Below are 22848 nucleotides of genomic sequence, written 5' to 3' on the forward strand. Positions count from 1 at the left end.
TGTGACATGGTACAAACCGTGGACGTTCTCGTGGTCGGAGCCGGGATCGTGGGCGCTTCATGCGCCTATGTCCTGACCCGTGCCGGTGTGCGGGTAACGGTAGTCGATCGCGGGGGAGTGGCGTCGGGCACCACCGGCGCAGGCGAGGGCAACATCCTGGTGTCCGACAAGGAACCGGGGCCCGAACTCGAGCTGGCCCTCCGGTCGAACGAGCTCTGGCGGGAACTCGACGAAGAGTGCGGCGGCTTCGAGTGGGAGCCCAAGGGCGGCCTCGTCGTGGCCGAGACCCCGGAGGTCCTCGACGCCCTCACGGCTTTCGCCGACACCCAGCGTCGGCACACCCGGCCCGCCGGGGCCGACCCGGGCCGGCCGGAGAACGTGCCGCCCGCCTCGGTCCAGGTCGCCGCCGTCCCCGTCGCGGCGGAGAACCTGCGTGGCTTCGAGCCGCACCTCGCCGACGGCCTGGCCGGCGGCGTCCACTACCCGCAGGACGCGCAGGTGCAGCCCATGCTGGCCGCCGCGCGCCTGCTCAAGGCCTCCGGGGCCCGGCTGGTCCGGACCGCCGTAGAGCGTTTTCTCGTCTCCGGAGACCGCGTGACCGGGGTGCGCACCGGCCAGGGCGACCTGTACGCGGACGCCGTCGTCAACGCCGCCGGCACGTGGGCCGGGAGCTTCCCGCAGGCGCCGCTGCCCATCCGGCCGCGCAAGGGGTTCATCCTGGTCACCCAGCCGTTCGCGGTCCCGCCGGTCCGGCACAAGGTCTACACGGCCGCCTACGTCACCAACGTCGCCAGCGACGCCGAGGGGCTGGAGACCTCCGGCGTCATCGAGTCGACTCGGGCGGGCACCGTGCTCATCGGGGCCTCCCGGCAGCGGGTCGGCTACGACACCGCCATCGACTACCCGGTCCTGGCGAAACTGGCCAGGCAGGCGATCGGGCTGTTCCCGGTGCTCGGAGACCGGCAGGTCATGCGGGCCTACGCGGGGCTGCGGCCGTACTCGCCCGACCACCTGCCGGTCATCGGGCCCGACCACCGCCTCGGGAACCTCTTCCACGCCTGTGGGCACGAGGGCGCCGGCATCGGCCTGGCGCCGGCCACCGCCGAGATGGTCGCCGCGCAGCTCACCGGACGGCCGCCGAGGGTCGATCCGGCGCCCTTCGCCCCGGGGAGGTTCGCATGATCGTGTTCCGCTTCGAAGGACGTCCGATCACCGCAGAGGAAGGACAGTCGATCGGGGCGGCCCTGCACGCCGCCGGGATCCGGTCGTGGCGGACCACCCGGTTCGGCGGCCGCCCGCGCGGGCTCTTCTGCGCCATCGGCGCCTGCTTCGACTGCCTGCTCACCGTCAACGGCGCCCCCGACCAGCGGGCCTGCCAGACCGTGGCCCGCGCGGGCGACGAGGTGAGCGGATGAGCTACGACCTCGCCGTCATCGGGGCCGGACCGGCCGGGCTGACCGCCGCCAGGGTCGCCGCCAAGCGCGGGCTCAGGGTCGCCCTCCTCGACGCCTACGCCACGACGGGCGGCCAGTTCCTCCGGGGGACCGCGCAACCCCGCCTGACCGGCGTCGACGTCCTGCTCGGGCAGCGCGTCTGGGCGGTCGAGAAGTCCGCCGGGGCCTTCCTGGTCCACGCGTCCACGACCGTCACCGCCGCCACGCTGCTGGTCGCCACCGGCGCCCACGACAGGGTCATCCCGTTCCCGGGCTGGGATCTGCCGGGGGTGCTGACCGCCGGGGGCGCGCAGGCCCTGGTGAAGGGCGAGCGGATCAGGCCCGGCGAGGAGATGGTGGTGGCCGGCACCGGGCCGTTCCTGCTGCCCGTCGCGGTCACCCTGCTCGACGCGGGGGTGCGGGTCAAGGAGGTCCTGGAGGCCAACCGGCCCTCGCCCCGGATGGCCGCCGCGCTGGCCCGGATCCCGTCGAAGGCCACAGAGGCGCTGGGCTACGCGAGACGGCTGGCCGAGGCGCGGGTGCCGTACCGGACCGGGCACGCCGTGGTCGCCGCCCACGGCGAGGACTCCGTCGAGGGCGTCACCGTCGCCAAGCTCACCGCTGACTGGAAGCCCTATGCCTGGCGCACCGTCGACTGCGACACCGTCGCCGTCGGCTACGGCTTCACCCCGCAGGCCGACCTGCCGCTCCAGCTCGGCTGCGCGTTCAGCGGCGACCACGTCGTCACCGACGACCGGCAGCGGACCTCCGTCGAGGGGGTGCTGGCCGCCGGTGAGGTGACCGGGGTCGCGGGGGCGCCGAGCGCCGTCGTCGAGGGCGCGCTCGCCGTCCACGCCCTGGTCGGCGAACCGCCGCCCCGGCTGCTCGCCGAGAAGGCGCGGCTGCGCCGCTTCGCGCGGGCCCTCGAACTGTCCTATCCGGTACGCGACGGCTGGCGTGACTGGCTCACGCCCGACACCGTCGTCTGCCGCTGCGAAGAGGTCACCCTGCGCGCGATCGACGAGGCCCGTGACCTAGGCGCGCACGACCCTCGCACCCTCAAGCTGCTGGCCCGGCCCGGTATGGGCTGGTGCCAGGGCCGCATGTGCGGCCACGCCGTCGCCAGGCTCACCGGGCATGAGCCGGCCCCCCAGAAACGGCCGTTCGCCCAGCCGATCACCCTCGCAGACCTGACCCTGCACGATCGAGAGGACAACGCGTGATCCGACCTTGGCACGGAATCATGGTGGCCACCGCGCTCCCCTTCACCCGGGACCTGACCGTCGACTACGACGCCTTCGGCGCCCACTGCCGGCGGCTCGTCGACGAGGGCTGTGACGGCGTGGTCCCCAACGGCTCACTGGGCGAATACCAGACCCTGACGCCCGACGAGCGGGCCCGGGTGGTCCGGACCGCCGTCGAGGCCGTCGGCGGTGAGCGGGTGATGCCCGGCGTGGCCGCCTACGGCTCCCGCGAGGCCCTGAGCTGGGCCGAGCAGGCCCGCGACGCGGGGTGCGCGAGCGTGATGCTGCTGCCGCCCAACGCCTACCGGGCCGACGAGGGCGCCGTGTTCGAGCACTACCGGACCGTCGCCAAGGCCGGGCTGCCGATCGTCGCCTACAACAACCCGATCGACACCAAGGTCGACCTGACCCCGGCGCTGCTGGCCCGGCTGTTCGGCGAGGGCCTGATCGTGGCGGTCAAGGAGTTCACCGGCGACGTGCGGCGGGCGTACATGATCAGGGAGCTGGCGCCCGAGCTCGACCTCCTCGTGGGCTCCGACGACGTGGTGCTGGAGCTGCTCACCGCCGGGGCGAAGGGGTGGATCGCCGGGTTCCCCAACTCGGTGACCCGCAAGTGCGTCGACCTCTACCGGGCCGCCGCGGCCGGCGACCTGACCACGGCGCTGCCGCTGTACCGGGATCTGCACCCCCTGCTCAGATGGGACGCGCGGGTAGAGTTCGTGCAGGCGATCAAGCTGTCGATGGACGTGGCCGGCCTCAACGGCGGCGCCTGCCGGCCGCCCCGCCTGCCGCTCCCCGCCGACGTCGCGGCCGAGATCAGCGCCGCCACAGAGAAGGTCATGTGACGTGCGCACCCGAAGGATCTTCCACGCCGTCGACTCCCACACCGAGGGCATGCCCACCCGCGTGATCACCGGCGGCGTGGGGGTGATCCCCGGCGCCACCATGGCCGAACGCCGCGAGCACTTCATGGCCCACCTCGACCACGTCCGCACGCTGCTCATGTACGAGCCCAGGGGCCACGCCGCGATGAGCGGGGCCATCCTCCAGCCGCCCACCCGGCCCGACGCCGACTGGGGCGTGCTCTACATCGAGGTCTCCGGCTGCCTGCCGATGTGCGGCCACGGCACGATCGGCGTGGCGACGGTGCTGGTGGAGACCGGCATGGTCGAGGTCGTCGAGCCCGTGACGACGATCCGGCTCGACACCCCGGCCGGGCTGGTCACCGCGTCGGTCGCGGTCCGCGACGGGGTGGCCGAGTCGGTCACCATCGAGAACGTGCCCTCGTACGTCCACGCGCTCGCCCAGACGGTCAAGGTCGACGGGTTCGGGGAGCTCACCTACGACCTGGCCTACGGCGGCAACTTCTACGCCATCCTGCCGATCGAGTCGGTGGGGCTGCCGTTCGACCGGGCGTACAAGCAGCAGATCCTCGACGCCGGTCTCGCGATCATGGACGTGATCAACGAGAGCGAGCCCGTCCATCCTGAGGACCCCGGCATCCGCGGCTGCCACCACGTGCAGTTCCTCGCCCCCGGGTCGACCGCGCGGCATTCGCGGCACGCGATGGCCATCCACCCCGGCTGGTTCGACCGGTCGCCGTGCGGGACCGGCACCAGCGCCCGCATGGCCCAGCTCCACGCCCTGGGCGACTTGCCGATCAATGCCGATTTCACCAATGAGTCGTTCATCGGCACCCGGTTCACCGGGCGTCTCGTCGGGTCGGCCACGGTGGGAGATCGGCAGGCCGTGGTGCCGCACATCACCGGCCGCGCCTGGCTCACCGGCACCGCCCAGTACTTCCTTGATCCACGGGACCCGTTCCCCGAGGGATTCCTGCTGTGACCAGGCGGTCGCGTACCGGTCCTAACCGGTACGATCACCAGATCCGATGTCACGGATGGGAGTGGGATGGGCACGGGAGCAGAGGGACTCGGCCTGCCGGTCGTGGGTGAGCGGCAGAGCCTGCGCGAGCAGGTCGCGCAAGCCCTCAGAGACGCGTTGGTCGCGGGTGAGATGAGGCCGGGGGTCGTCTACTCCGCGCCGGTGCTCGCGGCGCAGTTCGGCGTCTCCGCGACCCCGGTCCGCGAGGCGATGCTCGACCTGGCCAAAGAGGGCCTGGTCGAGGCGGTGCGCAACAAGGGGTTCCGGGTCACCGAGATGTCCGACTCCGACCTCGACGACATCACCGAGATCCGCCGCCTCATCGAGGTGCCCACGGTCGCCAGGCTGGCCGAGTCGGGGCGCGAGGCCGACTTCGAGCGGCTGCGCCCCCTGGCGCGCGAGATCGTCACCTCCGCCGAACGGGGCGACCTGCTCACCTACGTGAACGCCGACCTGCGCTTCCACGTCGAGCTGCTGAGCCTGGCCGGCAACGCCCACCTGGTCGAGGTGGTGCGCGAACTGCGCGGCCGGGCCCGTCTCTACGGGCTGAAGGGCCTGGCCGACGCCGGGAAGCTGGTCGACTCGGCGCGCGAGCACGTCGAACTCCTCGACGCCCTGATCGACGGCGACCGGGCCGCGGCCGAGCACATCATGGGCGACCACATCCAGCACGTCCGGGGCATCTGGGCCAACAAACCGGAATAGCGAGCCGCGGACGGCCGAAGGCCGGCTGTGGCTCGCGTTCGGGAATCTGCCGCAAAGACGGGCTCACCCCGAGCGCGCGGCCCCGACCGAGGCCACCACCACACATCCGATCGCGGCCCACTCGCGCAGGTGCAGGATCTCGCCGAGCACGACGAGCCCCACGAGGGCGGCGACGGCCGGTTCGAGCGACATCAGGATGCCGAACACCCGCTTCGGCATCTTGCGCAGCGCCTCCAGCTCCAGCGAGTAGGGGATCACCGACGACAGCAGCCCGACGCCGAGCCCGATCAGCAGGATCATCGGGTCGAGCAGCCCCGCGCCGCCCGAGATGATCCCCGGGGGTGCGACCACCAGCGTCCCGATGATCATCGCGAAGGCCAGCCCCGACGTGCCGGGGAAGCGCTGCCCCACCGACGCCGAGAGCAGGATGTAGGCGCCCCAGCAGACCCCGGCCCCGGCGGCGAAGGCGATCCCGACCCAGTCGGCGTTGGCGGCGTCACCCCAGGGGGCGAGCAGCACGATCCCGGTCGCGGCCAGCGTCACCCAGAGGAGGTCGAGCCGCCGGCGGGAGGCCGCCACGGCCACCCCCAGCGGTCCCATGAACTCGATGGCGACCGCGATGCCGATGGGCAGCCGGGCCAGCGCCTCGTAGAACGAGAGGTTCATCAGTGCGAGGATCGCCCCGAAGGCCGCCCCGATCCCGATGCTCTGCCACGAGAGCCCCCGGATCCTGGGCCGGACGAAGGCCACCAGCACGAGCGTGCCGGCGGCGATCCTCAGGAAGACCACGGCGGTGGGGGAGAGCTGCGCGAACAGGTTCTTGGCCAGGCCCGCGCCGATCTGCACCGACACGATGCCGAGCATCACCAGCAGCGGCGGAGGAACGGCGTCGGAGAGCCGGAACGACCCCTTGTACGCCCCCGCGTCAGCGGTCACCTTGGCCCCACCCCTCACCCGAAATCAGCGGATCTCACTGTAAGGGGCAAACACCAAGTTCGCTCATGATTCCGCCTGGTGAGACGGCCGGGGGAGCTACTCCCAGCGGAACCAGCGAGCGGCTGCGGCCAAGGCCAGCACGGCCCACGACAGCAGCACCAGCGCCGCGCCCATGGGGAATCCTCCTACCCCGGTCAGCACCGACCTCACGCCGTCGGTCAGGGCGGTGATCGGGAGGATCTCCAGCAGCGGCCGGATGCTCTCGGGGAAGGCCGAGACGGGCAGCACCACCCCGCCGAGCGCGAGCAGCAGCAGGTAGACCAGGTTGGCCCCGGCCAGCGTGGCCTCGGCCCGCAGGGTGCCGGCCATCAGCAGGCCGAGGCCGCTGAAGGCCGCCGTGCCCAGGACGACCAGCAGCGCCACGGTCAGCGGGTTGCCGTGGGGCGACCAGCCGAGCGCGAGCGCGACCAGCACCAGCACCACGATCTGCAGCACCTCCACCACGATCACCGCGGCGGTCTTGGCCAGCATCAGGCCGGTCCGCGACAGGGGAGTGGCCCCCAGGCGCTTCAGGACGCCGTAGCGCCGCTCGAAGCCGGTCGCGATGGCCTGGCCGGTGAACGCCGTCGACAGCACGGCCAGGGCCAGCACGCCGGGCGCGACGAAGTCGACCCGGGGGCCCCCGACGTCGAGGAACGGCGCTTTGGAGAACCCCACGAGCAGCAGGATCGGGATGATCAGCGTCAGCAGGAGCTGCTCGCCGTTGCGCAGGGTGGCGCGGACCTCCGCGCCCGCCTGGGCGAGCACCATCTGCGCGAGCGGGGCCGCCCCGGGCGCCGGAGACAGGTCGAGGGTGGTCAACGTAGCTCCCGTCCGGTCAGCTCCAGGAAGACGTCTTCCAGGGTGCGCCGCTCGATGCTGAGGTCTTCGGTCGTCACGCCCTCGGTCGCGCACCACGCGGTCACCGTGGCCAGCAGCGACGGGTCGACCTGGCCTTCGATGATGTAGTGGCCGGCCGGGGACTCCTTGGCCGCGCTCCCGGGCGGCAGGGCGCTGAGCACCTCGTCGAGGTTCAGCCCCGGGCGGGCGCGGAACCGGAGCTGGCGCTCGGCGCCGGTCAGCTCGGCGGGCGAGCCCTCGGCGACCACGCGGCCCCGGTCGATGATCACGACGTGGTCGGAGAGCTTCTCGGCCTCGTCCATGTGGTGGGTGGTCAGCACCACCGACACCCCGGCGGCGCGCAGCTCGCGGATCATGTCCCAGCAGGCGTGCCGGGCCTGCGGGTCGAGCCCGGCCGTCGGTTCGTCGAGGAAGACCAGTTCGGGACGGCCGATGACGGCCGCCGCGAGCCCGAGCCGCTGCTGCTGGCCGCCGGACAGCCGCCGGTAGGGGGTGCGGGCGTGGTCGGTCAGCCCCAGCCGGTCGAGCAGGGCCGAGGGGTCGAGCGGGTGGGCGTGGAAGCGCGAGACCAGCTTCAGCCACTCTCCGGCGCGGGCCGCCTGGGGCACCCCGCCCGACTGGAGCATGATCCCGATCCGCGGCTTCAGGCCGGGGTCGTCGGGCGCGAGCCCGAGGACCCGCACCGAGCCGGAGTCGGACGTGCGGAAGCCCTCGCAGATCTCGATCGTGGAGGTCTTCCCGGCGCCGTTGGGGCCGAGCACGGCGGTCACCTCGCCCCGGCGGCAGCGCAGGTCGAGGTGGTCGACCGCGGTGACCGGGCCGTAGCGCTTGACCAGATCGCGGACCTCGACCGCGGCGTCTTCCATGCCTTCGAGTGTAGGGAGTGAGCACCCCGCCTCCGTCCGCGACCGGGCCGGTAAAGGCTTGCTCCGGGAAGGGCCATGGTCCCTGATAGGGGTGTTTGTGCGTGTAAGGGTGGAATTGTCCCCATGGCTCAACGCAAGGAGGGTGGCGCATGTCCGAGTTCACGGGCTATGCACCCGGCGTGCCGTGTTGGGTGGACCTGTCCACGCCCGACATCGACGCATCCACGGACTTCTACACCGAGCTCTTCGGCTGGACGGCGGTCTTCGACGAGAGCGAGGACTACGGCGGCTACGGCGTCTTCCACCTGCACGGCAAGTACGTCGCCGGGATCGGCCCCGTCTACCAGGAGGGCATGCCCGCCGCCTGGAACACCTACGTCTGCACCGACGACGTCGCCAAGACCACCGAGCTGGTCCGCGAGAACGGCGGCAGCATCGTCACGGAGCCCATGCAGATCAAGAACGAGGGCCGCACGGCCGGCTACCTGGACCCCGCCGGGGCCTACATCTGCGCCTGGCAGCCGCTCGACAAGAAGGGCGCCCAGCTGGCCAACGAGCCCGGCACGCTCAACTGGAGCGAGCTGATCACCCGCGACCCCTTCTCGTCCAAGGAGTTCTACGGCGACGTCTTCGGCTGGACGGCCGACACCCGGCCCATGGGCGACATGGAGTACACCACCTTCGCCGAGAACGGGCACGTGCTGGCCGGGATGATGGCCATGCCCGACGCCCTGCCGTCGGAGGTGCCGTCGTACTGGCTGGCCTACCTGGGGGTCGACAACCTCGACACCGCCGTCCAGGAGTCGGCGCGGCTGGGGGCCACCCAGATGGTGGGGCCGACCGAGGTGCCCGGGATGGGCAACTTCGCGATCATCACCGACCCCGCCGGGGCGACCGTGGGGCTCTGGGAGAGCACGCCCTAGAGACGAAAAGGAGAACCGGCCGGGAAGCACCCCGGCCGGTTCTCCTCTGTTCAGGTGGTTAGAAGGCGATGTCCTGCCAGGTCGAGACCTGGTTGGCGGGCAGCGCGTAGGGAAGGACGGCCATCCGGTCGACGGCGCCGGTCATCCGCTCGCCGCCGCCCTGGTTGGCGGCGAAGATCAGCGGCCGGTTGTTGCAGCCGTAGATGCCGGTCGAACCGGTGTTGCCGCCGCCCGCGCGGACACCGTCGACGTAGACGTCGATGGCGCCGTTGCGGTTGAGGGTGATCACCAGGTCGATGTAGCGGCCGGTGGGCAGCGTCGCGTTGGTCGTGACGCCCTGGCCGGCGCCGATGAGGCGCAGGCGGTTCTCCGGCGTGACGTCCATCAGGACGCCGTCGGTGCCGGGGTTGCCCGAGGGCTGCGAGTCGAACAGACGGCGGTAGCCGGAGCCGCCGATCTTCACCTCGGCCGCGAACGTGGCCTCACGCAGGTAGCCGAGGGTGGTCGGCTGCTCGGTGCGGACGTAGTTCTGGCCGCCCAGGATCAGGCCACCGTCGGCGTCGTAGGTCGCCGCGCCGTTGACCACGACGCCGTCGCGGCCGGAGCCGGACTGGTCGGCGATGGTCGTGCCCGACTCCGGGTCCCAGGCGACGATGGCACGGTCGGCCGGGGGAACTGCGCACGGGTTGAGGGCGGCGCCGGTGGCGGCGCTGATCGACCAGCCGGAGCCGGCCAGGGTCGCCTGGATCCGCGCCGACGTCTGGCCCGTGGACGGACCGGCCGTGACGTTGACCGTGATCTCCCTGCTCTCGCCCGCCGGAACCGACGCGACCTGGGTCGAGGCCGGGTCGGCGGTCCAGCCGGAGGGGAGCTGGAGGGTCAGGGTGCCCGCCGGGGACGCGTTCTGGATCGCGGTGACGGTGGCCTTGACCGGGACGACCTGTCCGGCGCCGATCTCGGCCGGGGCCGACACCGACAGCTGGATCTCGTTGTAGAGGGTGTAGGTCCGGCCCGCCTCGGCGCCGAACGTGAGGGTGTCGCCGGTGCGGATCGCGTCGACCGGGTTGCCCTGGTCGTCGACGAACGAGTAACGGGCGTTGATCGCGCCGGCCCGGACCTTCAGCTCACCGGTGTCGCCGGCCTTGATGACGGCCTTGGTGAGGCTGCTGTTGGACCACTCGACGTCGACGGTCGCGTTGCCGCGGGCGCGCAGGCCGGAGACCGAGCCGTTCTTCCACACGGCCGGGAGGGCCGGGAGGACGTGGATCGTGTCCTGGTGCGACTGCAGCAGCATCTCGGTGACGCCCGAGGTGGCGCCGAAGTTGCCGTCGATCTGGAACGGCGGGTGGGTGTCGAACAGGTTGTCCAGCGTGGACGACTTGAGCTGCTCGCTGAGCATCTTGTGCGAGTGGTCGCCGTCGAGCAGACGCGCCCAGAAGTTGATCTTCCAGGCCTTCGACCAGCCGGTGCCGCCGTCGCCGCGCGCGGTCAGCGAGATCTTGGCGGCCTCACCCGCGGGGGTGCCGGCCTTGATCGCGTTGCCCGGGTGCACCGCGAACAGGTGCGAGACGTGGCGGTGGTCGTTGTTGGGGTTGTCCAGGTCTTCCTTCCACTCCTGGAGCTGGCCCCAGGAGCCGATGCGGATGCCCGGGTCGAGCTTGGCCAGGGTGTTGGTCAGCTCGGCCTGCAGCGCCGTGTCGACCTTGAGGGTCTTGGCGGCGTTCAGGGTGTTGGTGAGCAGCTCGGTGACGATCTGCTGCGACATCGAGGCGCCGGCGGTGAACTGGCCGTTCTCCGGCGAGTACGACGGGGAGACCACGAGCTTGCCGTCACGCGGGTCGGTGTGCAGGAAGTCGAGCCAGAACTCGGCCGCGCCCTTCATCACCGGGTAGGCGGTGCGCTTGAGGTACTTCTCGTCGCCGTTGAACCGGTAGTGGTCGTACATCTGCTGCGTGGTCCACGCGGCGGCCTCGGGGAACCAGAACGACTCGGGGTAGTTGTGCAGGCCCGTGAAGCCCCAGGGGTTGGTCTCGTTGTTCACGACCCAGCCGCGGGCGTTGTACATGTCGGTCGCGGTCTTGGTGCCGGGGGCGACCATCGAGGCGATGTACTCGTCGTAGGGAACCGTGGTCTCGGCCAGGTTCGTCTGCTCGGCGAGCCAGTAGTTCATCTGCAGGTTGATGTTGACGTGGTAGTCGGCGTCCCACGGCGGGTTCGTGACGTTGTTCCACACGCCCTGCAGGTTGGCCGGCAGCGACCCCTCACGGGAGGAGGAGATCAGCAGGTAGCGGCCGTACTGGTAGAACAGGGCCTCCAGGTAGCGGTCCTGCGTCGCCGAGCCGCCCGAGTAGGCCGCGCGCAGCTGGTTGGTCGGCAGGTTCGGCGCCTGCTGGCCCAGGTTCAGCTTCACCCGGTCGAACAGCTCGTGGTAGTCGTTCAGGTGGGCCTGCTTGAGGGCCGCGTACGACATCGACGAGGCCCAGTTGGCCCAGTGGCGCACGTTGTCGTGCGGGTCCTCGGTCCGGTAGGTCGGGTACTCCATCGAGTAGTCGGTGCCGGCCGAGATCACGAACCACGCGGCGTCGGCGTTGGCGACCGTGATGCGGTCGGTCCCGTCGGTCCGCGAACCGCCCTCGGTGACGACGTTGACCTGCGACTCGAAGTTGAGCCCGTTGTTGGCCAGCTTGCCGCGGATGGTCATGCGGCCCTTGGAGACGCTGACCGTCTTGTCGTTGCGCGGAGAGGTGTGGCGAACGGTGAAGTTCACCTTGCCGGCGGCGTCGGCCGAGATGCGGCCCACGATGACGTTGTTCGGGTAGGACGCGAAGTACTCGCGCTTGTAGGTGACGCCGGCGTCCTTGTAGGTGACGGCGGCGACCGCGTCGTTCAGGTTCAGCGACCGCTTGTAGTCGGTCGGGTTCGCCGGCGCGCCCGGGAAGTCCAGGAACATGTCGCCGAACGTCTGGTAGGACCCGAAGTTCGTCTTGCCCTGGCCGAGGCGCTGCGCCACCTGGGCCGGGGTCATCTGCTTGTTCGTGTCGATGAGCGCCTGGACGTCGGCGATCGCGGTGGGCCGCGGCGTCGTCCAGTTGCCGAAGTTGTAGCCGTTGGAGCCGGGGCCGCCGGTCCAGAGGGTCTTCTCGTTGAACTGGATCTGCTCGGTGGCGACGCCACCGTAGATCATCGCGCCGAGGGCGCCGTTGCCGATCGGAAGGGCCTGCGACTCCCAGTTGGTCGCCGGCTTGTCGTACCAGAGGGTCAGATCGTCCTGCGCGGCAGCGGCCTCTTGGACCTGAGCCGTGGCGGTGCTGCCCTGCAGCACCGGCACGCCCAGAGCCATGGCCAGCCCCAGCGCCGTGGCGGCGCCGAGCAGCCGCCGTGGGGGGTGACTCACGGGTGTTCCTTATGGGTCAGGGTTGGTGATCTCACAATGAAATAGCACCGAAACTTAGGCGAAACAAGCTCTGAGATCCGATGAATTCTGTTGCAATCAAGTTGTGACCCACGCCTCACAGGCTGGTCTAGTCCGATGGATTGGGCCTTTTGATCTTCGGATGTCGATCAATGGGGATGATGTTCAGCCAGAGATCGGATCAATTTCCGGCGACGGTCTCCTAGACATCGGATCTATAGGCCTTCGACAGGGTGCCTGGTACAGACCAGCCGTGGCGACGATGATTCCGGTATGCGGCATGCCGACTGGGGAGTGCGCTCTCCGCGCTGGGCCGGGATCGCCGGCAGGGAGACCGGCGTCTGCGGCACCACGGTGCACTACCTGAGCTCCGGCCAAGGCCGGAGCGGGCCCGTCCACCTGCTGGTCCATCCGATGGCGGGCAGCGCGACGATGTGGCTCGACCTCATCGGCCCGCTGAGCGCCCTCGGCCCGGTCATCGCCCCCGACCTGCCGGGCACCCTGTTCGGGCACACCGGCACGCCGCACCACCGGGCGGCCCGCGCGGAGCCGTGCGCCCGCTTCCTGCGGGCCTTCACGGCCCGGCTCGGGATCACCGGCGCGGTCGTGCACGGATGGTCCATGGGCGGGCTGGTGGCGCTGCTGTTCGCCGAGGCGGCCCCCGACCGGGTCGGGCGGCTCGTCCTGGCCTGCCCCGCCCTGCCCGGCCCACTGCCCCCGGGCGAGGCGCGATTCTGGCGCTTCCTGGGCCGGCCGCTGCTCGCGGCCGGGCCGCCGGTCGCGCGGGCGGTGCTGCCCCTGGCCGGGAGGCGGCTGCTCGACCTCAAGGTGAGCCGGTACGCCGACCCCGGCGCCTGGTCCGGCGGCGCGATCTCGCCGGACATGACCGCCCTGCTGGCCGACCAGCTCCGGGAGGCGCGGCCGCAGAGGCTCGGCGCGGCCGTCACGGCCTTCGCCTCGGTCGTCTCGGCCCTGTTCGTCGACCGGCGGGCCGTCCACCGGGCCATCGCCCGGGTCGGCGCGCCCACCCTGCTGCTCTGGGGCGGCCGGGACGCCCTGATCGGCCGGGAGGTCGCGGACGACCTCGCCGCCCGCCGCCCCGACTGGCGGTGGCGGGACTTCCCCGAGGCCGGGCACCTGTTGCCGCTGGAGACGCCGCACGGCTATGTCGAGGCGGTCGCGCGCTGACCGGATCTTTACCCGGAAATGGGCGGGCGCGCCCGGGTGAAACCGGGAATTGTCCGCCGAAACCGAGGGAACCGCGAATCCGCCTCGTGGCGTGGGCGGCCGTCGTCCGAGGTCAGCGATCGGTGAGGGCATCCCGGGCTATATGCTCAAGCCGCCCTCCCCCGGGGGAGGATGCCCCATTCGCACCCCGTTCAACTTAGGTAAGCCTTACCTGGGTGACAAATTGCATTCCGCGCGAATGCGGGGTTCCGTTTGTCGTGCGGGAAGGAATTACGCCACACTGATGTTGTGAAAAACGTGACCGGGACCAACGCAGGGGAGACCACGCGGTCCTCCGGCGTGCCCTCGGAACGGGGAACCCGGGCGCGGGTCGCGCGCCTGATCCTCGAACACGGCCCGGTCACCGCCGCCGACCTCGGCGAACGGCTGGGGCTCACCCCGGCCGCCGTGCGGCGGCATCTCGACAACCTTCTCTCCGAGGGGATGATCGAGCCCCGTCAGGCGCACACGAAGGGGCAGCGGGGGCGTGGCCGTCCGGCCAAGCTCTTCGGCATCACCGATGCCGGGCGCAGCGCCTTCGAGCACGCTTACGACGACCTCGCCGGCAGCGCGCTGCGGTTCCTGGAGGAGCATCTGGGGCCCGCCGCCGTCACCGAGTTCGCCCGCCAGCAGGTCGCCGGGCTCGTCGCCCGGCTGGCGCCCGCCATGCGGCAGATCCCGGCCGAGCAGCGTGTGCGCATGCTCGCCGAGGCGCTGTCGGCCGACGGATACGCCGCCTCGTCCACCAAGACGGGGACCGGCGGGGAGCAGCTCTGCCAGCACCACTGCCCGGTCGCCCACGTCGCGGCCGCGTTCCCGCAGTTGTGCGAGGCCGAGACGGAAGCGTTCGGGCGTCTCCTGGGCACGCCCGTCCAGCGGCTGGCCACCATCGCCCACGGAGACGGAATCTGCACCACCCACGTCAGCCCCCACGCGCTGGCGCGAGCCACTCGTATAGAGAGCAAGGAGCCCGGAAGGTGACTGTCACCGACCGCCCGGAGCTGGAAGGCCTCGGGAACTACAAGTTCGGCTGGTCCGACCCCGACGCCGCCGGCGCCGTGGCGCGCCGCGGCCTGAACGAGGACGTCGTGCGGAACATCTCCGCACTGAAGAACGAACCCGAGTGGATGCTCGACCTGCGTCTGAAGGGGCTGCGCCTGTTCGGCAAGAAGCCCATGCCGACCTGGGGCTCCGACCTCACGGGCATCGACTTCGACAACATCAAGTACTTCGTGCGGTCGACCGAGAAGCAGGCGGCGTCCTGGGACGACCTGCCCGCCGACATCAAGAACACCTACGACAAGCTGGGCATCCCCGAGGCCGAGAAGCAGCGGCTCATCGCGGGCGTCGCGGCCCAGTACGAGTCCGAGGTGGTCTACCACAAGATCCGTGAGGACCTTGAGGAGAAGGGTGTCATCTTCGTCGACACCGACACCGGCCTGCGCGAGCACGAGGAGCTCTTCAAGGAGTACTTCGGCTCGGTGATCCCCGTCGGCGACAACAAGTTCGCCGCGCTGAACACCGCGACCTGGTCGGGCGGCTCGTTCATCTACGTGCCGCCGAACGTCAACGTCGAGATCCCGCTCCAGGCCTACTTCCGGATCAACACCGAGAACATGGGCCAGTTCGAGCGGACCCTGATCATCGTCGACGAGAACTCCTACGTTCACTACGTCGAAGGCTGCACCGCCCCGATCTACTCCAGCGACTCGCTGCACAGCGCGGTCGTGGAGATCGTCGTGAAGAAGGGCGCCCGCTGCCGTTACACGACCATCCAGAACTGGTCGAACAACGTCTACAACCTGGTCACCAAGCGCGCCGTGGCCTACGAGGGCGCGACCATGGAGTGGATCGACGGCAACATCGGGTCCAAGGTCACGATGAAGTACCCGGCCGTCTACCTGATGGGCGAGCACGCCAAGGGCGAGACCCTCTCCATCGCGTTCGCCGGTGAGGGCCAGCACCAGGACGCCGGCGCCAAGATGGTGCACCTGGCGCCCAACACCTCCAGCACGATCATCAGCAAGTCGGTCGCGCGCGGCGGTGGCCGCACCTCCTACCGGGGCCTGGTCCAGATCGAGGAGGGCGCCGCCGGATCGGCCTCCACGGTCAAGTGCGACGCCCTGCTGGTCGACCAGATCAGCCGCTCCGACACCTATCCCTATGTCGACGTCCGCGAGGACGACGTGTCCATGGGCCACGAGGCGACCGTCTCGAAGGTCTCCGAAGACCAGCTCTTCTACCTGATGAGCCGCGGTCTGAACGAAGACGAGGCCATGGCCATGATCGTGCGTGGCTTCGTCGAGCCGATCGCCCGTGAACTTCCCATGGAGTACGCCTTGGAGCTCAACCGTCTGATCGAACTTCAGATGGAAGGAGCGGTGGGCTGACCATGGGTCTCGAGACCAAGCCGCTCGTGACCCTGCACGAGACGGCCTCCTTCGACCTGTCCGACTTCCCCGTCCCGACCGGACGTGAGGAGCAGTGGCGGTTCACGCCGCTGTCGCGGCTGAAGGGCCTGCACGACGGTTCGGCCGTCAACGACGGCAACGACCGCACCGAGGTCCTGACCCCTGCCGGGGTGAGCTACGAGCTGGTCAGCCGGGAAGACCCCCGGATCGGCACGGCGGGCAAGCCGGCCGACCGGGTGGCGGCGCAGGCGTACAACGCGTTCGAGAAGGCCGGTGTGATCACCGTGCCCAAGGAGCTTGTGCCGTCGGAGCCGATCGTCGTCAACGTCCACGGGCAGGGCGGGACCGTCTTCCGCCACCTGCTCGTCGACGTCAAGCCGATGGCCGAGGCGGTCGTCGTGCTGAACTACACGGGCACCGGCGTCCAGGGCGCGAACGTCGAGTTCGTCGTCGGCGACGGCGCCAAGCTGACCGTGGTGTCGAACCAGGACTGGGACCGCGACGCCGTCCAGGTGGCGCAGTACACGACGCTGGTCGGCAGGGACGCCACGTTCAAGTCGGTCGTGGTCACCCTCGGGGGCGACCTGGTCCGGATCTCGCCGCGCGTGGCGTACACCGCCCCGGGCGGGCGGGCCGAGCTGGTCGGGCTCTACTTCGCCGACGCCGGTCAGCACCTGGAGCACCGTCTCCTGGTCGACCACAGCGTGCCCAACTGCGCCTCCGACGTGACCTACAAGGGCGGCCTCCAGGGCGACGACGCCCACACGGTCTGGATCGGCGACGTGATCATCCGGGCCGAGGCCGAGGGCACCGACACCTATGAGCTCAACCGCAACCTGCTGCTGACCGACGGCGCCCGCGCCGACTCGGTGCCGAACCTGGAGATCCTCACCGGCGAGATCGCCGGTGCGGGCCACGCGTCGGCCTCCGGGCGGCTCGACGACGAGCACATGTTCTACCTGCAGGCGCGCGGCATCCCCGCCGACGAGGCCCGCAAGCTGATCGTGCACGGCTTCTTCAACGAGCTGATCCAGCGCATCGAGGTGCCGGAGATCCAGGAGAAGGTGCTGGCCGCTGTAGAGGCGGAACTGGCCCGATGAGCTTCGAGAAGGTCTGCAAGGTCGAGGACGTCCCCGACGAGGGCGTCATCGGCGTCGAGGTGGACGGCACTCCCGTGGCCCTCGTCCGCGAGGGCTCGGAGGTGTACGCCGTCCACGACGTCTGCTCCCACGCCGAGGTGCGCCTCAGCGAGGGAGAGGTCTACGACGGCACGCTGGAATGCTGGCTGCACGGATCGTGTTTCGACATCCGTACCGGCAAGCCGACGGGCCCCCCGGCGACCAAGCCCGTTCCCACATACCGAGTCAAGATCGAAGGCGACGACGTGTATGTCTCGCTCTCGAAGGAGTCATAACGTGTCCACGCTTGAGATCCGCGACCTGCACGTCTCCGTCGGCGACAAGGAGATCCTCAAGGGGGTCGACCTGACCGTCCAGGCCGGCAAGACCCACGCCATCATGGGCCCCAACGGCTCGGGCAAGAGCACGCTCGCGTACGCCATCGCCGGCCACCCCAAGTACACGATCACCAGCGGCAGCGTCACCCTCGACGGTGAGGACCTGCTCGACATGTCGGTCGACGAGCGCGCCCGCGCGGGCCTGTTCCTCGCGATGCAGTACCCCGTCGAGATCCCCGGCGTGTCGGTGTCCAACTTCCTGCGCAGCGCCGTCACGGCGGTGCAGGGCGAGGCCCCCAAGCTGCGCCAGTTCGCCAAGGACCTCAAGTCCGGCATGGACAACCTGGCGATCGACTCGGCCTTCGCCACCCGCAACGTCAACGAGGGGTTCTCCGGCGGCGAGAAGAAGCGCCACGAGATCCTCCAGCTGGAGCTGCTGAAGCCGAAGGTGGCCGTCCTCGACGAGACCGACTCGGGCCTCGACGTCGACGCCCTGCGCGTCGTCTCCGAGGGCGTCAACCGCTTCCGCGCCTCGGGTGACACCGGCGTGCTGCTGATCACCCACTACACCCGCATCCTGCGCTACGTGAAGCCCGACTTCGTGCACGTCTTCGCGGCCGGCCGCATCGTCGAAGAGGGCGGTCCCGAGCTCGCCGAGAAGCTGGAGAACGAGGGCTACGAGGCCTACACGAAGGTCAGTTCCTGATGTTCGACGTCGATCTCATCAGAAAGGACTTCCCGGTCCTTTCTCGTGAGCTGCCAGGAGGGCGTTCGCTCGTCTACCTCGACTCCGGCAACTCCTCGCAGAAGCCGAACCAGGTGATCGACACCATGCGCGATCACCTGGCCCACCACTACAGCAACGTCGGCCGCGCCCACCACACGCTGGGCGCGGAGTCGACGGCCGCCTACGAAGACGCCCGCGACGTGATCGCCGCGTTCGTGGGCGCGCCGTCGCGCGACGAGATCATCTTCACCAAGAACGCCTCCGAGGCGCTCAACCTCGTCGCGTACGCCTTCGGCAACCCGATCGCCACCGACGAGCGGTTCCGGGTGGGGCCGGGCGACGAGATCGTCATCAGCGAGATGGAGCACCACTCCAACATCGTGCCGTGGCAGCTGCTGGCCCAGCGGACCGGCGCCACGCTGCGCTGGTTCAAGGTGACCGACGAGGGCCGCCTCGACCTCGACGACCTGAACGACCTGGTCAACGAGCGCACCAAGATCGTCTCGATCGTGCACCAGTCCAACGTGCTGGGCACGGTCAACTCGGTCTCGCCGATCCTGGCCCGCGCCCGCGAGGTCGGCGCGCTGATGATGCTCGACGCGTCCCAGTCGGTGCCCCACATGCCGGTCGACGTCACCGAGCTCGGCGTCGACTTCGTGGCCTTCACCGGCCACAAGATGGTCGGCCCGTCGGGCATCGGCGTGCTGTGGGGCCGCCGTGAGCTGCTCGACGCCATGCCGCCGTTCCTCGGCGGCGGCGAGATGATCGAGGCGGTCTGGATGGACCGTTCGACCTACGCGCCCGTGCCGCACAAGTTCGAGGCCGGCACCCCGCCGATCGTCGAGGCCATCGGCCTGGGCGCGGCGGCCGACTACCTGACCGGCATCGGCATGGCCGACGTGAAGGCCCACGAGAAGGCGCTGACGGGCTACGCCCTCGACGCGCTCGGCGAGGTCCCCGGCCTGAAGGTGATCGGCCCGCGCACCAACATCTCGCGGGGCGGCACGATCTCGTTCACTCTGAAGAACCTGTCGGGTGACGACATCCACCCCCACGACGTCGGGCAGGTCCTCGACGACGCGTTCGGCATCGCCGTCAGGGTCGGTCACCACTGCGCCAGGCCGCTTCACCTGCGGTTCGGCATCCCCGCCACGACTCGTGCCTCGTTGTACCTTTACAACACCACTGACGAGATCGACGCCCTGGCGCGGGGGCTCCACCATGTGCAGAAGGTGTTCGGATGATCGCTGAGTCGATGTACCAGGAACTGATCCTGGAGCACTACAAGCACCCCCAGGGCCGTGGCCTGCGCGACCCGTTCGACGCCGAGGTCCACCACGTCAACCCCACCTGCGGCGACGAGATCACGCTGCGGGTGAAGGTCGACGAGGGCAAGGTCCTCGACGTCTCCTACGAGGGCCAGGGCTGTTCGATCAGCCAGGCCGCCGCCTCGGTGCTCCATGAGCTGGCCACCGGATCGACCGTCGAGGAGAGCCTCGGCGTCGTCGACGAGTTCACCCGGCTGATGCAGGGCCGCGGCCAGGTGGAGGCCGACGAGGACGTCCTCGGCGACGCGGTCGCGTTCGCGGGGGTCGCCAAGTACCCGGCACGGGTGAAGTGCGCCCTGCTGTCCTGGATGGCGTACAAGGACGCCGTGGTGAGGAGTGCCTGAAATGAGCAAGCCGACCGAGACCCCGACGGCCGCCCCCTATGACGGCGACCTGTCCGAAGGCGACGTCATGGAGGCCCTCCGCGACGTCGTCGACCCCGAGCTCGGCGTGAACGTCGTCGACCTCGGCCTGATCTACGGCCTCAACCTCGACGCCGCCGGCGAGGGCGAGAAGCCGGTCGCGACGATCGACATGACGCTGACCAGCGCCGCCTGCCCGCTGACCGACGTCATCGAAGACCAGGCGAACTCGGCGCTCGCCGACCTGGTCAGCGGCGTGGTCATCAACTGGGTATGGCTGCCGCCGTGGGGTCCCGACAAGATCACCGACGACGGTCGTGACCAGCTGAGGATGCTCGGCTTCAACGTGTGATTCCCAATGAGTTTCCCGGTGTAAGATACGAGGGTTGACTTCAAAGGCCGTCCGCTTTGAAAGCGGGCGGCCGTTTGCCGCGACTGTGAACCGCGGCGACTGCACACTGCTATGCAGTTTCTCGCGCCACGATGAGATCGGCGCGTTTATCGGGCGGTGCGCAGAGCTGGCACTCGGCACCTTTGGAAGGGGTGCCCTCCCCCGATGCGGCGGATTGCCGCCCCGGTTTAAACTGGCTCGTCCTTTCGCAGAAGAGACGCGCCTGCGTGCTGCGGCACGTTTTCTCACCGAAAGGCACGACCACGTGACCATGCTCGAACCGACCATGTCCGCGACCGACTCCACCGACGAGGCCGTCAACGGCTTCGCCGCGCTGGGGCTGCCGCGCCCCCTGGTCACCGGGCTCGCCCGTCAGGGCATCGCATCGCCGTTCCCCATCCAGGAAGCCTGCATCCCCGACATCCTGACCGGCCACGACGTCCTCGGCCGCGGCGCGACCGGCTCCGGCAAGACGCTGGCGTTCGGCCTGCCGATGATGGCCCGCATCTCCGGTGACCGCGCGCTGCCGCGCCGTCCGAAGGCCATCATCCTCGTCCCCACCCGTGAGCTGGCGCTCCAGGTGAACGACGCCCTCGAGCCCCTCGGCCGGGGCCTGTCGCTGCGGATGAAGACCGTCGTCGGCGGCATGTCCATGGGCCGCCAGATCGAGGCGCTGCGCCGCGGCGTCGAGGTCATCGTCGCCACGCCGGGCCGTCTGACCGACCTGATCGAGCAGGGCGAGTGCTCGCTCGAAGACGTCGAGATCAGCATCCTCGACGAGGCCGACCACATGTGCGACCTGGGCTTCTTCCCGGTCGTCAGCGCGCTGCTCGATCAGACCCCCGTCAGCGGCCAGCGGCTGCTGTTCTCGGCCACCCTCGACGGCGACGTCGACCAGCTCGTGCGCCGCTTCCTGGTCGACCCGATCACCCACTCGCTCGCGCCGGCCACCTCGGCGGTCGACACGATGGAACACCACCTCGTCACGGTGAGCTGGCAGGACAAGCCGGCCGTCACCGCCGAGATCGCCAACCGCGAGGGCCGCACCATCCTGTTCGTGCGCACCCAGCACGGCGTCGACCGGGTGGTCAAGCAGCTGGCCCGCGTCGGGGTGAAGGCCGGTGGCCTCCACGGCGGCAAGCGACAGAACCAGCGCACCCGCATCCTCGGCGAGTTCCGCGAGGGCGGCATCATGGTGCTCGTCTGCACCGACGTCGCCGCGCGCGGCATCCACGTCGACGACGTGTCGCTCGTGCTGCACGTCGACCCGCCGGCCGACCACAAGAGCTACCTGCACCGCGGCGGCCGTACGGCGCGGGCGGGCGAGAAGGGCAGCGTCCTGACGCTGGTCATGCCCAACGAGCGCCGCTCGACCGACGCCATGGCCCGCCGGGCCGGCATCACGCCCTCGCGCCACCGCGCCGTTCCGGGCGCTCCGGTGCTGGCCGACATCGCCGGGGCCCGCGAGCCCAGCGGCGAGTCGATCCCGGTCTGGGAGCCCGACATCCGCAAGCCGCTCCGCCCCCGCTCGGGCGGCCGCGACGAGCGTCCGTCGGGTGGCCGCAAGCGCTTCGAGGGTCGTCGCCGGTACGACGGCGACCGCCCCCAGAGCCACGACGACCGTCCCCGCCGCGACTTCGGCGACGACCGTCCGCGCCGTGAGGGCGACGACCGTCCGCGCCGTGAGGGCGAGGACCGGCCGCGCCGCGAGTTCGGGCACCGTCCGCGCTTCGCCCACGACGACCGGCCGCGCCGTGAGGGCGACGACCGTCCCCGCCGCGAGGGCGACCGTCCGCGCTTCCAGGGCGACGACCGGCCGCGCCACAACGACGACCGGCCCCGTTACCAGGGCGACCGTCCCCGGTTCCAGGGCGACGACCGGCCGCGCCGCGACGCCTCGGCGCCGGCTCCGGCCCGGGGTCACTTCCGTGACGACCGCGCGCCGAGGGCGTACAACAACGACCGCGAGCGGCCCGTCCGCGACGACCGGGCCGAGCCCCGCACCTTCGGCGAAGACCGCGCCCGCGGCGGCTTCCGCGGCCGGTCGGGCAGCGGCGGCGGCTTCCGTCAGGGCCGTCCGGGTGGCCGGTTCAACGGCCGTTAGGCGATAGCGAACAGAAACGCCGGTTCCCCGCGGGGGACCGGCGTTTCGTCGTCTCACGGCACGTCAAACGGCCGTTCCCTTCGATGGAACATCTGTGTCACGCCCTAGGTGACAGAGATTCGCCGAAACGACGGGGACATGAACCATGCGCAACCCACAAGGGCTCCGCGTGCCGATCCACTTGGGCCGCGGCGCCGCAGAACCGCTGCCCGACCAGCTCGCCGGACAGCTCCGCAAGGCCATCGACTCGGGACAGCTCGCGGCGGGGATCCGCATGCCGTCCACGCGGACCATGGCCGTGGCCCTGAAGATCTCGAGGGGGGTGGCCCTGACCGCCTACCAGATCTTGCACTCCGAGGGGTACGTCACCAGCCGCCACGGATCGGGCACCTACGTGGCCACGCGGGCCCGGCAGGCCGAACGGGCGCCGCTGCGCCCGCCCACCCGCCCGAACGCCGTCGACATGCGGCCCGACCAGCCCACCGCCGACGCCTTCCCGCTGGCCGAGTGGCGGGCGGCCTGGCGCCGGGCCAGCCACC

At 70.4% G+C, this 22848-nt stretch carries 22 protein-coding genes; 18 read left to right on the forward strand and 4 right to left on the reverse strand.

Translation table 11 applies throughout. From position 1 onward, the window contains the following. Positions 1 to 18: 18 nt before the first annotated feature. From FDA94_RS31030 to FDA94_RS31055, 6 genes are all read left to right on the forward strand, one after another. The gene (locus tag FDA94_RS31030; protein ID WP_246060244.1) at positions 19 to 1182 is read left to right on the forward strand and encodes an NAD(P)/FAD-dependent oxidoreductase; all 1164 of its coding nucleotides are present in this window, start codon (positions 19 to 21) and stop codon (positions 1180 to 1182) included. After that, positions 1179 to 1415, forward strand: a complete 237-nt coding sequence (locus FDA94_RS31035) for a (2Fe-2S)-binding protein (RefSeq protein WP_137250614.1) — start codon at positions 1179 to 1181, stop codon at positions 1413 to 1415. The genes FDA94_RS31030 and FDA94_RS31035 overlap by 4 nt, the downstream gene beginning before the upstream one ends. Continuing rightward, the gene (locus tag FDA94_RS41235; RefSeq protein ID WP_137250615.1) at positions 1412 to 2656 is read left to right on the forward strand and encodes an FAD-dependent oxidoreductase; all 1245 of its coding nucleotides are present in this window, start codon (positions 1412 to 1414) and stop codon (positions 2654 to 2656) included. The genes FDA94_RS31035 and FDA94_RS41235 overlap by 4 nt, the downstream gene beginning before the upstream one ends. Then, positions 2653 to 3522, forward strand: a complete 870-nt coding sequence (locus FDA94_RS31045; protein ID WP_246060245.1) for a dihydrodipicolinate synthase family protein — start codon at positions 2653 to 2655, stop codon at positions 3520 to 3522. The genes FDA94_RS41235 and FDA94_RS31045 overlap by 4 nt, the downstream gene beginning before the upstream one ends. A gap of 1 nt (position 3523) precedes the next feature. Further along, the gene (locus FDA94_RS31050) at positions 3524 to 4522 is read left to right on the forward strand and encodes a proline racemase family protein (protein WP_137250616.1); all 999 of its coding nucleotides are present in this window, start codon (positions 3524 to 3526) and stop codon (positions 4520 to 4522) included. A gap of 66 nt (positions 4523 to 4588) precedes the next feature. Beyond that, on the forward strand, positions 4589 to 5266 hold the full coding sequence (locus tag FDA94_RS31055) for a GntR family transcriptional regulator (RefSeq protein ID WP_137250617.1): 678 nt from the start codon (positions 4589 to 4591) through the stop codon (positions 5264 to 5266). A 63-nt stretch (positions 5267 to 5329) separates the two neighbouring features. Here the strand turns inward: FDA94_RS31055 and FDA94_RS31060 are convergent, their stop codons facing one another. From FDA94_RS31060 to FDA94_RS40090, 3 genes are all read right to left on the reverse strand, one after another. Further along, entirely contained in the window at positions 5330 to 6202 is an 873-nt protein-coding gene (locus FDA94_RS31060) for an EamA family transporter (RefSeq protein WP_246060246.1), read from the reverse strand. 96 nt (positions 6203 to 6298) lie between these two features. Beyond that, positions 6299 to 7063 carry an ABC transporter permease gene (locus FDA94_RS40085; protein ID WP_425460186.1) on the reverse strand — a complete coding sequence of 255 codons (765 nt, stop codon included), beginning with the start codon at positions 7061 to 7063 and terminating at the stop codon, positions 6299 to 6301. Further along, positions 7060 to 7968: an ABC transporter ATP-binding protein gene (locus FDA94_RS40090; protein WP_137250618.1), complete on the reverse strand. Its 909-nt coding sequence runs from the start codon at positions 7966 to 7968 to the stop codon at positions 7060 to 7062. The genes FDA94_RS40085 and FDA94_RS40090 overlap by 4 nt, the downstream gene beginning before the upstream one ends. 149 nt (positions 7969 to 8117) lie before the next feature. Here FDA94_RS40090 and FDA94_RS31075 point away from each other — a divergent pair, with 149 nt between their 5' ends. Beyond that, entirely contained in the window at positions 8118 to 8891 is a 774-nt protein-coding gene (locus FDA94_RS31075; RefSeq protein WP_137250619.1) for a VOC family protein, read from the forward strand. A 58-nt stretch (positions 8892 to 8949) separates the two neighbouring features. Here the strand turns inward: FDA94_RS31075 and FDA94_RS31080 are convergent, their stop codons facing one another. After that, the gene (locus FDA94_RS31080) at positions 8950 to 12285 is read right to left on the reverse strand and encodes a glycosyl hydrolase family 95 catalytic domain-containing protein (RefSeq protein WP_212735580.1); all 3336 of its coding nucleotides are present in this window, start codon (positions 12283 to 12285) and stop codon (positions 8950 to 8952) included. Positions 12286 to 12576: 291 nt separating this feature from the next. Between FDA94_RS31080 and FDA94_RS31085 the strand changes: the two genes are divergently transcribed. From FDA94_RS31085 to FDA94_RS31135, 11 genes are all read left to right on the forward strand, one after another. Then, positions 12577 to 13491 carry an alpha/beta fold hydrolase gene (locus tag FDA94_RS31085; protein WP_137250620.1) on the forward strand — a complete coding sequence of 305 codons (915 nt, stop codon included), beginning with the start codon at positions 12577 to 12579 and terminating at the stop codon, positions 13489 to 13491. A 288-nt stretch (positions 13492 to 13779) separates the two neighbouring features. Further along, positions 13780 to 14511 carry a helix-turn-helix transcriptional regulator gene (locus FDA94_RS31090; protein ID WP_137250621.1) on the forward strand — a complete coding sequence of 244 codons (732 nt, stop codon included), beginning with the start codon at positions 13780 to 13782 and terminating at the stop codon, positions 14509 to 14511. Next, positions 14508 to 15920: a Fe-S cluster assembly protein SufB gene (sufB, locus tag FDA94_RS31095; protein WP_137250622.1), complete on the forward strand. Its 1413-nt coding sequence runs from the start codon at positions 14508 to 14510 to the stop codon at positions 15918 to 15920. The genes FDA94_RS31090 and sufB overlap by 4 nt, the downstream gene beginning before the upstream one ends. A gap of 2 nt (positions 15921 to 15922) precedes the next feature. Next, a complete protein-coding gene (gene sufD, locus FDA94_RS31100; protein WP_137250623.1) occupies positions 15923 to 17041 on the forward strand; it encodes a Fe-S cluster assembly protein SufD in 1119 nt (372 codons plus the stop codon). Further along, complete coding sequence (locus FDA94_RS31105) at positions 17038 to 17355, forward strand: non-heme iron oxygenase ferredoxin subunit (protein ID WP_137250624.1); 318 nt, start codon at positions 17038 to 17040, stop codon at positions 17353 to 17355. The genes sufD and FDA94_RS31105 overlap by 4 nt, the downstream gene beginning before the upstream one ends. Position 17356: 1 nt before the next feature. Next, entirely contained in the window at positions 17357 to 18103 is a 747-nt protein-coding gene (sufC, locus tag FDA94_RS31110; RefSeq protein WP_137250625.1) for a Fe-S cluster assembly ATPase SufC, read from the forward strand. Continuing rightward, positions 18103 to 19368, forward strand: coding sequence for a cysteine desulfurase (locus FDA94_RS31115; protein WP_137250626.1), 1266 nt, complete (start codon positions 18103 to 18105; stop codon positions 19366 to 19368). Before sufC ends, FDA94_RS31115 begins: the two co-directional genes overlap by 1 nt. After that, entirely contained in the window at positions 19365 to 19796 is a 432-nt protein-coding gene (gene sufU / locus FDA94_RS31120; protein WP_030452277.1) for a Fe-S cluster assembly sulfur transfer protein SufU, read from the forward strand. The genes FDA94_RS31115 and sufU overlap by 4 nt, the downstream gene beginning before the upstream one ends. A gap of 1 nt (position 19797) precedes the next feature. Next, positions 19798 to 20166 carry a metal-sulfur cluster assembly factor gene (locus FDA94_RS31125; RefSeq protein WP_137250627.1) on the forward strand — a complete coding sequence of 123 codons (369 nt, stop codon included), beginning with the start codon at positions 19798 to 19800 and terminating at the stop codon, positions 20164 to 20166. A 310-nt stretch (positions 20167 to 20476) separates the two neighbouring features. Further along, positions 20477 to 22309, forward strand: coding sequence for a DEAD/DEAH box helicase (locus FDA94_RS31130; protein WP_212735581.1), 1833 nt, complete (start codon positions 20477 to 20479; stop codon positions 22307 to 22309). A gap of 169 nt (positions 22310 to 22478) precedes the next feature. Further along, positions 22479 to 22848 (forward strand): GntR family transcriptional regulator (locus tag FDA94_RS31135; protein WP_170991205.1); only part of this gene is annotated, 370 nt, incomplete at its 3' end.

This window comes from Herbidospora galbida, from assembly GCF_005233835.1.
GTDB classification, from domain to species: domain Bacteria; phylum Actinomycetota; class Actinomycetes; order Streptosporangiales; family Streptosporangiaceae; genus Herbidospora; species Herbidospora galbida.